Origin of the sequence: Stenotrophomonas sp. GD03958, assembly GCF_029839005.1 — a bacterium.
GTDB classification, from domain to species: Bacteria; Pseudomonadota; Gammaproteobacteria; order Xanthomonadales; family Xanthomonadaceae; genus Stenotrophomonas; species Stenotrophomonas hibiscicola.
Window position 1 is genome coordinate 64,792 of the sequence record NZ_JAOBZT010000015.1, and the last position, 11,166, is coordinate 75,957.

Annotated in this window: 6 protein-coding genes; 4 read left to right on the forward strand and 2 right to left on the reverse strand. The window is 67.3% G+C overall.

What is annotated here, in order from left to right:
- Window positions 1-34 precede the first annotated feature (34 nt).
- On the forward strand, window positions 35-1,444 hold the full coding sequence (gene mdtD, locus N5C25_RS07000; RefSeq protein WP_026347030.1) for a multidrug transporter subunit MdtD: 1,410 nt from the start codon (window positions 35-37) through the stop codon (window positions 1,442-1,444).
- A 617-nt stretch (window positions 1,445-2,061) separates the two neighbouring features.
- Here the strand turns inward: mdtD and N5C25_RS07005 are convergent.
- A complete protein-coding gene (locus tag N5C25_RS07005) occupies window positions 2,062-5,589 on the reverse strand; it encodes a hybrid sensor histidine kinase/response regulator (RefSeq protein ID WP_058981148.1) in 3,528 nt (1,175 codons plus the stop codon).
- Between the two features lie 96 nt (window positions 5,590-5,685).
- Entirely contained in the window at window positions 5,686-9,231 is a 3,546-nt protein-coding gene (locus N5C25_RS07010; RefSeq protein ID WP_262212646.1) for an ATP-binding protein, read from the reverse strand.
- A 164-nt stretch (window positions 9,232-9,395) separates the two neighbouring features.
- On the opposite strand from N5C25_RS07010, the gene N5C25_RS07015 reads away from it, so the two are divergent.
- From N5C25_RS07015 to N5C25_RS07025, 3 genes are all read left to right on the forward strand, one after another.
- Window positions 9,396-10,028: a YceI family protein gene (locus tag N5C25_RS07015; RefSeq protein WP_279936670.1), complete on the forward strand. Its 633-nt coding sequence runs from the start codon at window positions 9,396-9,398 to the stop codon at window positions 10,026-10,028.
- A 10-nt stretch (window positions 10,029-10,038) separates the two neighbouring features.
- Window positions 10,039-10,611, forward strand: a complete 573-nt coding sequence (locus N5C25_RS07020; RefSeq protein ID WP_005410672.1) for a cytochrome b — start codon at window positions 10,039-10,041, stop codon at window positions 10,609-10,611.
- 3 nt (window positions 10,612-10,614) lie between these two features.
- The coding region (locus N5C25_RS07025) for a YceI family protein (protein WP_279936671.1) at window positions 10,615-11,166 on the forward strand (552 nt) is incomplete at its 3' end.

Genomic DNA, 11,166 nt, shown 5'->3' on the forward strand with positions numbered 1-11,166 from the left:
CATGGCGGCCCCCACGCTGCACCGGCCGCACCCCATGTCCACATCGCCATCGACCTACAACCGCCAGCGTCCCCTGCTGTGGCTGGTGTCCCTGGCGATCTTCATGCAGATGCTGGACTCGACCATCGTCAACACGGCGTTGCCGGCGATGGCGGCCAGCCTGGGCGAGAGCCCGCTGCAGATGCAGTCGGTGGTGTTCAGCTATGCGCTGGCGGTGGCCACCTTCATTCCCGCCTCGGGCTGGATCGCCGACCGCTATGGCACCCGGCGCACCTTCCTGGTGGCGATCATCCTGTTCACCCTCGGCTCGCTGGCCTGCGCGTTGGCCCAGCACCTGCACCAGCTGGTCGGTGCGCGCGTGCTGCAGGGCATCGGCGGTGCGATGCTGCTGCCGGTCGGCCGGCTGGCGGTGATGCGCTCGGTGCCACGCGAGGATTTCCTGCGCGCGATGAGCTTCATCGCCATCCCCGCGCTGGTCGGCCCGCTGATCGGCCCCACGCTGGGCGGCTGGCTGGTCGAGATCGCCTCATGGCACTGGGTGTTCCTGATCAACCTGCCGATCGGCGTGATCGGTTTCATCGCCGCGATGAAGATCATGCCCGACCATTACGCCAGCCATCGCACCCGCTTCGACCTGCGCGGCTACGTCATGCTGGCCTTTGCGATGGTGGTGCTGTCGCTGGCACTGGACGGCATCTCCGGGCTCGGCACGCCACACGCACTGGTGATGCTGATGACCGTGGCCGGCCTGGCGGCGCTGGTGGGCTACTGGCTGCACGCCGCCAACTCCACCGCGCCGTTGTTCTCGCTGGCGCTGTTCCGCGTGCCCAGCTACCGCATCGGCATCCTCGGCAACCTGTTCTCGCGCATCGGCAGCAGCGCCATGCCGATGCTGATCCCGTTGCTGTTGCAGGTCGGCCTGGGCCTGGGCCCGATGAACGCCGGCCTGATGATGGTGCCGGTGGCGGCGGCCGGCATGGTGTCGAAGAAGCTGGCGGTAAAGCTGGTCGAGCGCTACGGCTACCGCCGCGTACTGATGGTCAACACCGTGCTGGTGGGCCTGGCGATGGCCAGCTTCATCCTGATGACACCGGGCCAGCACCTGGCCTGGCGCCTGCTGCAGCTGGCGTTCTTCGGTGCGGTCAATTCGCTGCAGTTCACCGTGATGAACACCGTAACCCTGCGCGACCTGGACCGCGAATTCGCCAGTTCCGGCAACAGCCTGCTGTCGATGGTGATGATGCTCGCCGCTGGTTTCGGTGCCGCCGCTGCGGGCAGCCTGCTGGCCGCGTTCGGCAACCACCTGGACAGCAACAGCGCGACCGCCGCGCTGCATGCCACGTTCCTGTGCGTAGGCGCGATCACGCTGACTTCGACGATGATCTTCTGGCAGCTGCCCGATACCAAGCCGGAGCCACGGCAGGTCGAGCACGTGGCGGAGTGAGGGTGGTTCGGCAGGGCCTGCGGCCCTGTACCTGCAGAGGCTTCAAGCCAAGGCAACAGCAACAGCAACAGCAACAGCAAAAGTAGGCATTCCGTGGGATGGCGGGGCGGTGTGGGCTTGCAGGACACGCCGTAAACCCCCCTCCGGGGTCCGGCCCAGCCGCTGGCGGCTGTGCGTTCGGGCGCTTGCGAAGCAGTGCTTCGCAAACAAACCGTCCTCACCCATGGGGGCTCGATGGCGCCATCCATGGCGCCAACGGTCCTGCAAGCCCACACCGCCCCACCTCTGACAGATTTTCGCGATCGGGTAGATCCACGCCGTGCGTGAATGAGCGTCCATTGAAATCGAACATTTCGATATCTGTGAGATTTGAGCCGAGCATGGCTCGGCTCTACACAGGGCGCCGGCAGCTCGCGAGAATCTGTCAAAGGCGGGGTGGGTCCGGTTGCGGGGGCGTGAGCCGCATGGATGCGGCGACCGAGCTTACATGGACGTACTTGCAGCGTCCCCCGTAACCGGACCCACCCCGCCATCCCACAGGAAGCCAGCTTTTGCTTCGGCTGTTGCTGTTGCTCCGGCTTGCAGCAGGTGCAGGGCTGCAAGCCCTGCAATAAACCCTACCTGCCCATCGCCCTGGCGATCGCTTCCAGCAGCAGTTCACCGGTCACCGGCTTGCGCAGGAAACCGCCGATGCCGGCCGCTTCCACCTGCTGCTGCAGGTCCGGATCGGTCCGCGCGGTCACGGCAAGCAGCGGCAGCATGTAGCCCTGGTTGCGCAGGTGCTGGGCCAGTTCGAAACCGCTCAGGCCCGGCAGGTCCAGGTCCAGCAGGCCGACGTCGAAATCGCCGGCACTGATCTCGCGCAGCGCCGCCAGCGCATGGCCTGCATGCACCACCTCATGCCCACGCGCACTCAGCAGCCCGCGTATCACATCGGCCACGGTCGCGTCGTCTTCCACCAGCAGTACCCGCAATGGCGGCATGTTGGCCGCTTCCTGGCGGTGCGTATCACCCTCTGCCTCGGCATGGGCATCGACCACCATCGGCAACGGCAACGTCACGCCGAAGCAGGTGCCACGACCGAGCTGGCTCTCCACCTGGATCCGCCCTTGCATGGCATGCGCCAGTTCGCGGCAGATTGCCAGGCCCAGGCCACTGCCACCGTACTGTGCAGCGGTGCGTGCGCCATCGGCCTGCTCGAAGCGGCGGAAAAGGCGCTGCTGTTGTTCCTGGCTGATGCCCGGGCCGGTGTCGCGCACTTCGAAATGCAGCGATCGCAGTTCGGCGTCGCTGCGGGCGTGCAGGGTGATGGTGCCGCGGCTGGTGAACTTGACCGCATTCGAGAGCAGGTTCAACAGGATCTGCCGTACCCGCATTGCATCGCCGTTGGCCTGCAGGCCGGCGGGCAGCTGGTTGTCGAGCGTGAAACGCAGACCCTTCTGCGCCGCCAACGGCCCCATCAGCGCGGCCAGGTCCTGCAGCAGGCTGCCCAGTGCGAACGGCTTGTGCTGCAGCTCCAGGCGGCCCGATTCGATCCGCGCCAGGTCCAGCGCATCGTTGACCAGATGCAGCAGGTGCTCGCCGGCATGGCGGATCGATTGTGTATAGCCACGCTGCTGCGGATCCAGCGGCGAGGCCAGCAGCAGCTCGCTCATACCCAGCACACCGGTCATCGGTGTACGTATCTCGTGGCCAAGATTGGCCAGGAAGCGGGTCTTGGCCGCCGAAGCCTGTTCGGCCAGTTCCTGCTTGTGCAGCGCAAGCTGGTAGGCGTGGCGACGTTGCAGGCGCCGACGGTAAAGCCAGGCAAACCAGCTGGTCAGCAGCAGCGCGAACGAGGCAAGCATCAACAGGCCGGACAAGCTGCGCCACCACGGTGGCTGCACGCGGAATTCCAGGCTCTGCACACGTGACCAGACATGGTCAGCCGACCGCGCCTGCACTTCCAGCCGATAGCTGCCCGGTGCCAGCCGCGAGAACAAGCGCTCACCGGCGGGCCCCACTTCCACCCAGTCCGGGTCATAGCCGGCCAAGCGGTAACGATAGGTGTTGGACGCCGAATCGGCGAACGACAACAGGCGCGCGACGATGCGCAGATCGCGGTCGCCGTCGGCGATCTGCAACGGCGCGTCGTGGGTGAGGTCCAGCACCTGCTCGTTGCGGCGCACCTCCACCCGCTCGATCACCAGCGGCGCACGCCGCATCGACGGACGTACCTGCTTCGGGTCGAACACCACCACACCGGCCGGTGTACCTGCCACCAGATGACCGTCTGCCGACATCACCAGCGTGTGTTCGCGGAATTCCTGGCTCGGCAGGCCATCGTGCACGCCATACAGGCGCACACTCTGGCCGTCGGCCCCGATGCGCACCAGGCCACGCGCACTGGTTGCCCACGCCACCCCCTGCGCATCGACCACCAGCCCCGAGGCGGAGATCGCCGGGTAGCCCTGCTCTGCACCGATCACGGCCTGCCGCTCCAGCCGGCCCTGGCTCCAGCGGTAGCGCGACAGGCGGCCATCTTCGGACAGCCAGACCTGGCCATCGGTGCCCACGTGCAGTGCATGGATCGCGGTCGCCGGCGCACCCGGCACCGGCTGGAAACGCTCGCTTTCCGGCAGCCACTGCAGCAGGCCACGGCTGCTTGCCAGCCAGATATGGTCCTGTGGCCCGCATTCCACGTCCAGATTGAGCTGGCCCTGCTGCAATCCACGCTGGCCATTATCCAGTTGGCGCCGCAGGCGCCCATCCAGATCGCGTTGCTGAAGCCCCGACGGCAGCATCAGCCAGAGACTGTCACCATCACAGGTCATCATGGATTCGATGACCCCTTCCATGGTCGCGTCGGCGCCGGCATCCCGGCCCCAGCGGCGCAGATCACGCCGCTTCGGGTCATAGCGCAGCAGTGCGTCGTTGGAACCGATCCAGACCTGGCCGCGGCGATCCTCGCGCACCGAGGTCAGCCAGTGCATGCCGTTGACCCAGGTACGGTGCTGTTCGATGCTGCCGGTCTTCGGATCGAAACGGTCCAGCGCGCCGTGGCTGCCGACCGTCCAGATGCCGCCATTGCTGGAGGGGCTGGTGCCCAGCACGAAGGCATTGCGCAGCGAGCGGGGGTCGTCTTCCAGCCGCGACAGCACCGAGAACTGCCACCAGCGCGGCAACAGGTGCCACAGGCCGGCATTCGTGCTGGCCAACCAGATGCCGCCCTCGCGATCCTCGTAGGCGCCTGTCCAGTTCGGGCGCACCGGGCCACGTGCCACCGCGCTGTACAGGGGCACGGCCTGGTACTGGCCATCGACCGCCCGGCCGAGTCCGGTGCGGGTGTCCAGCCAGTGCCCGCCCTGCTCGTCGCGCAGCATCATGCCCAGCACCTGCTCGCCTTCGGGCAGCTTCCAAGACGGTGCCTCGAAACGACCATCGGGACGGCGCACCATGGCACCGGCCATCGTGCTGATCCAAAGGCTGCCATCGGATTCGGCCGTCAAGCCATTGATCAGCAGGCTGGGAATGATGCCGGCCCCGACCCGCTCAAAGTCCGTGCCGGTCCAGCGCGCGACGCCATGCTTGGTGCCGATCCACAGGCTGCCGTCAGCCAGGGTGGCCAGGTACGGCACCGATGCCGCCGGCAGGCTGCGCGGGTTGTTCGCTTCAGGCAGGAAGCGCTGCAACCGGTCCTGGTTGTCCAGGCGGTACAGACCACCTTCGTGGGTGCCGAACCAGACCGAACCATCCGGCGTGGTGGCCAGGCTCCAGACCGTGTTGGTGCCCATCAACGGCTGGCTGCTGCGGTCGTAGAAGTGCAGCTGGCGGCGATCGGCCGACATCCGTACAAGGCCGGCGTTCTCGGTGCCGATCCAGAGCTGGTTGCGGGCATCGACCAGCACCGTCCAGATGCGGTTGTCGCGCAGGCCGTCTTCCGAGCGCCAGATCCGGTAGTTGCGCCCGTCGTAGCGGGCCAGGCCGTCGTTGGTCGCGATCCAGAGGTAACCGTAACGATCCTCGGCCATGCGGTTCACGGTGTTGGACGGCAAGCCGTCGAACACCGTCACCTGGCGCGGGTTCGGTGGCACCGGCTGCGCCGCAGCGGGTGACAGGCCGCACAGGAGGACCAGCAGCAGCATCGCCGCCCGCAGATACACCACCGATTGCCTCCTCACGCTGCTTCTGATGATTCCCGCACTACGGGCGTCGGCATGGTAAACCGAAAGTCGCGACGTTCACGCCCGGCGCTGGCGCATTCAAAGGGCGGTTTGTCGTTTTGCGCGCGCCTGGGCAATGGCAGTCACCAGCATGTCACCGGTCACCGGCTTGCGCAGGAAGCCATCGAACCCAGCCGCCAGGACCTGGGTCTCGGCGTAGGCGTCGGACCGTGCAGTGACCGCCACCAGGGGAAGTTCATAGCCCATGGTGCGCAGCTGCCGGGCGATGGCGGTGCCGTCCAGCGCCGGCAGATCCAGATCAAGCAGGCCCACGTCAAAGCCATCGGTGGCGATCTCCGATAGCGCGCCCAAACCATGCAGCACGTGCACCACGTCGTGGCCACGGCCACGCAGCAGGCCGGCGATGACCTCGGCCACGGTCGCGTCATCCTCCACCAGCAGGATGCGTAGTGGCGGCAGCATCGGCAGTACCGGCAATTCGCCCGGCGCATTGGCGGCCTGCCGGTTCCAGGGCAGCGGCAGCCATACCCGGAAGCGGGCGCCCTTGCCCGGCTGGCTGTCCACTTCAATCCGCCCGTTCATGGCCACGGCCAGCTCCTGGCAGATCGCCAGGCCCAACCCGCTGCCTCCATAGCGCGACGCGGTGCGCGGGCCATCGGCCTGTTCGAAGCGATGGAACAGGCGGTCCTGCTGCTCGGCGTTGATGCCCGGGCCGGTGTCATGCACTTCGAAGCAGAGTCCACCACCGTTGTCTTCCAGCCGCACGGCCAGGCCGACGTGCCCGCGCTCGGTGAACTTGATTGCATTGCCCAGCAGATTGAGCAGGATCTGCCGCACGCGCATCTCGTCGCCACTGACGCTGATCGGCCCAGGTGGAATGTCCCCACGGCGGAACTCCAGATTGCGCTGCGTTGCCATCGGCTGCATCAACGCCTGCACCTGGTCGAGCAGGCTGGCCAGATCGAACGGGCGCAGGTCCAGCTCCAGCCGGCCGGCCTCGATGCGGGCCAGATCCAGCGCGTCATTGACCAGCCGCAGCAGGTGGCTGCCCGCCTGCTGGATCGAGCCTGCATAGCTGCGCTGCACTGGATCCAGCGGGGTGGCCAGCAGCAGTTCGCTCATGCCGAGCACGCCGGTCATCGGCGTGCGCACCTCATGGCCCAGCGTGGCCAGGAACCGGCTCTTCGCCTGTGATGCCTGCTCCGCCAGCTGCTGCTTGTGCACGGTCAACTGCCATTGCTGGCGGCGGCGCAGCCGCGCACGGATCGACCACACCACGATGAGCAGCAGCAACGAGCCGATCAGCAGGTAGCCGAAGATCGCCATGCCGCTGCGCCACCAGGGTGGCAAAACCTTTACCTGCAGCCGCTGCGAAGGTGTCCAGGCGCCACTGGCCGTCGCCGCCTGGACTTCGATGACGTAGCTGCCGGTCGGCAGCCGCGACAGCGTGCGTTGGCCGTCACCGCCCTGCTCCACCCAGTTCTGGTCGTAGCCCTGCACCCGGAAGCGGTAGCGGTTGCCCTGCGGGTTGGCATAGGAAAGCAGCCGCGCATCAATCTGCAGGTCACGGTCATCCGGCCCCAGCAACAACGTGCCGCTGGTCGGCAGCGGTTGCCAGCCACGGGCATCATCGCGCCGCACGCGGACCTCGGCGATCACCAGTGACGAAGGCGGCAGCGTGGTATCGGCGGCATTCACATCGAACTCGACCAGGCCGGTCTGGGCCACCGCCAGCACGCGACCGTCGGCATTCACCGCCGGCGGCCGACTGGTGAACTCGGCGTCCGGCAGGCCATCGCGTTCGTTGAACTGCTGCAGGCGGCGCGCTTTCGGATCCCATCGCAGCAGGCCACGTGGCGTGGTCGCCCACAGGCGGCCGTCTTCGGCCAACGCCAGCCCCCCCATGCTCACCGGCGGCACGCCCGCACTGCCATCGATGCGCTGGATCAGGCGCAGGCTCATGCCATCCCACTGATAGCGCTCGAGCGCACCTTGCCGGGCCAGCCACAGCTGCTGCGGATCGACCCACACCAGGTCATAGATCAGCCCGCGCGAAACGCCCGGCACCGCTTCGAAGCGCCCGGCCTGTTCACGCCAGATCCCCATGTCGCCCATCACCCAGGCCTTGCCCTGGGCATCGAAGCGGATCTGCTCAATCGGTGAATCGGCCGTCTTGCGGAAATCCTCCAGCGGGTAGCTGCGCAGTATGCGGCCGTCGGCACTGCGTTGCTGCAGGCCGAGGTTCATCACCGACAGCCAGACCGTGCCATCGGGGGCCTGCCGCATCAGATCGACGCGCTGGCGCAGGTCCGCGCCCCCGTCGATACGCCAATCGTGCAACGCGCCGGTGGCCGGGTCGTACACGCTGATGCGGCCGGCACGCCCCAGCCACAGGCGCCCGTCCGGCCGCGGCAGCACCGACCACACCGCCCCGCTGCCAATCTCGCGATCGCTGGCCAGCAACCGCAGGGTTCCCTGCGCATCCAGCTGGTACACGCCATGTGCCGAGCCAACGTAGTAGTTCTGGCCATCGCTGGCTGCACTCAACAGGTACTGGCTGTCCAGCGGCTTGCCGTCAAGCTGGTTCCAGATCGAAAACCGGCGCCAGTCCGGGGGCAGGTAGGCCAGGCCCTGGGTCAGCAGCGCCACCCACAATCCGCCCTCGTGGTCCTGCAGCAGATCGAGCACACCACTCTGGGCAGTGAGGAAACCACTGCCGCGGTCGCCATCGAGCCGCCACAGCATGCTGGCATCTCCGCGCAACAGGCCATCGGAGGTGCCTGCCCAGTAACCGCCCTGGCGATCAGCCAGCACCAGCGCCGAACGCAGGCGCGCACTGTCGGCCCAGCGTGGACGACTGACCCGGTCCTGCGGGTCGATACGGTAGAGGCCGTCATTCTGGCTGCCGGCCCAGATCGAGCCGTCGGGGTCGCGGCTCAGGCGCAACACGCTCAGCGCCCCCAGTTCGCGCGGTGCGACAGCCTCGAACCCAGTCCCGTTCCAGCGCGCAATGCCCGCCTCGGTGCCGATCCAAAGGCGTCCCTGCGCATCGACCAGGCTGCTGTAGATCGTATTGCTGGGCAATCCCTCGGGACGGGCCGGATCATGCTCGAAGAAGCGCAGGCTGCCATCTTCACCGAAACGGCAGACGCCATGGCCGCTGGTGCCGATCCACAGTGCATCCTCGGCGTAGGCCAGCGTCCAGAACTGGCTCATGCAGGGGCCGTTGACGGTATCAAAGGTCTTGAAGCGTTCGCGGTCGGCATCCAGCCGGGCCACGCCCTTGCCATTGATGCCGACCCAGACGCGGTCCAGGGGATCGACCAGCAGGGTCTCGATTTCGTTGCCGGGCAGCGAGCCCGGCTGCTCCGGATCATGTTCCCACACCCGCAGGTTGCCACCGTCATAGCGCACCAGGCCACCATCGGTGGCGGCCCAGACATGGCCCTGGCGATCCTCGGCCAGCGCCAGCACCATGCGCGAGGGCATGCCTTCGGCGGCACCGAAACGGCGCAGCCGCGGTGTCTCGGCCATGTCCGGGGCCGCAGCCGCCGTGGCAAATGCCATCAGCAGCAGCCCCATTCCCGCGATGCCCCGGCGCCACAGGCGCCAACCGCTCGTCATCCTGAACCCCCTGTCCTGCCCCGATTGTCACACAGCGCCGGGTTCATGGCTGCAACAGGCTGTTTCCACCGGCGGACCCACCACGAACTGTTGCAGCCATGCACGCAACGTTGGCGGGGGGCTGTGCGTATGATCGCAACGTCCCCTTCCGGAGCCCGCCATCGATGCGTCCCTGCCTGGCCCTGCTGCCGATGCTGCTCGCCACCGCTCCCGCCTGGGCCGATGCGGATACCTATCGCCTCGATCCGGTGCATACCCGTGTGCTGTTCACCATCGACCACGCCGGTTACTCGCAGGCGATGGGCACGGTCTCCGGCAGTGAAGGGCGCCTGCAGCTCGATCCCGACAACTGGCGCGAAGCCACACTGGACGTGGAGGTTCCCATATCGCGATTGGACCTTGGTGATGCCAAATGGAACCAGGCCACGCTGGCGCGCAGCCTGCTGGATGGTGAGCGCTTCCCGAAGGCACACTTCGTCTCCAGCCGGGTCGAACCGATCGATGCCAGGCGCGCCCACGTGATCGGCACCCTGACCCTGCGCGGGGTCAGCCAGGAGATCACGCTGGACGTGACCCTCAACGCCATCAAGCGCTACCCCCTGCCCCCATTCCGACGCACCGCCGGTTTCTCGGCCAGCACCACGCTGAGCCGGCGCGCGTTCGGCATCACCGCTTGGCCGGGCGTCATCGGTGATGCAGTGCAGTTGAGGATCGAGGCTGAAGCCACCCTCGACCGCAGCGACGCCCCGGGAACTCCCGCTCCCGTTCCGCACTCCGACCCCAAGATGGCCCGCTAGAGGACCTTTCATGACCGCCAAGAACACCCCCGCCGCCTGGGGGAGTGTCAGCCAGATCCTGCATTGGTTGATCGCACTGCTGATCCTCGCCCTGGGCGTGGTCGGCCTGACCATGGGCGAGCTGCCCAAGACCCCCAAGTATTTCTGGGTCTATACCGCACACAAGTCGATCGGCATCACGGTGCTGGCGCTGGTGCTGTTCCGCCTGGGCTGGCGCCTGTATGCCGGTGCGCCGAAGCCGGTGCCGGGCGTGCCCAGCTGGCAGGAACGCATCGCCAGCGCCACCCACGTGCTGCTGTACGTGCTGATGTTCGCCATCCCCCTGTCGGGCTGGCTGTACGACTCGGCCAGCGGCCTGCGCCCGTTCCGCTGGTTCGGCCTGGTGGATGTGCCCAAGCTGAGCGGACCCGACCCGCAGGTTGTCGCGGTGTCACATGCCATCCACGAATACGGCTTCTGGCTCTTGATCGCGGTGGTACTGGCCCACGCCGGTGCCGCCTTCTACCACCACCTGTTCCAGCGCGATGCGACCCTGTCCCGCATGTTGCCGCGCGGCTGGCTTGCCTCCCCTCAGAAGGACTGACCGATGAACCTGAAACTGACCACTCCGGCCGCCGTGGCCGCCGCCCTGGCCGGCATGCTGGCTACCGCCCCGGCGCTCGCTGCCGACTATGCGCAGGCCCCCGGCGCCGGCTCGATCCTGGTGTTCGCGACCAAGTACGACGGCGAGGTGTTCACCGGCAGCTTCCCGGGCTTCGCCACCAAGCTCAGCTTCGACCCGGCCAATCCGGCCGCCGGCTCGCTGGACGTGGTGATCCCGCTGGCCGGTGCCAAGAGTGGCAACAGCGACCGCGACTCGACCCTGCAGGGTGCCGACTTCTTCAACGTCGGCAAGTTCGCCACTGCGCGCTACACCGCCAAAGGCTTCCGCGCGGTCGGCAACGACCAGTTCGCCGCCGATGGCACCCTCGAGCTGCGTGGCGTCAGCAAGCCGGTCACCCTCACCTTCACCTGGAAGCCGGGCACCCAGCCGGTGCTGACCGGCAAGGCCACGGTCAAGCGCCTGGACTTCGGCGTCGGCGGTGGCGACTGGGCCGATACCAAGACCATCCCGGATGAGACCGCGATCAGCACGATC

What these genes read in the sequence shown, in the direction of transcription:
- mdtD (WP_026347030.1), top strand. Translation starts at nt 35, where the DNA reads ATGTCCACATCGCCATCGACCTACAACCGCCAGCGTCCCCTGCTGTGG.
- N5C25_RS07010 (WP_262212646.1), bottom strand. Translation starts at nt 9,231, where the DNA reads ATGACGAGCGGTTGGCGCCTGTGGCGCCGGGGCATCGCGGGAATGGGG.
- N5C25_RS07015 (WP_279936670.1), top strand. Translation starts at nt 9,396, where the DNA reads ATGCGTCCCTGCCTGGCCCTGCTGCCGATGCTGCTCGCCACCGCTCCC.
- N5C25_RS07020 (WP_005410672.1), top strand. Translation starts at nt 10,039, where the DNA reads ATGACCGCCAAGAACACCCCCGCCGCCTGGGGGAGTGTCAGCCAGATC.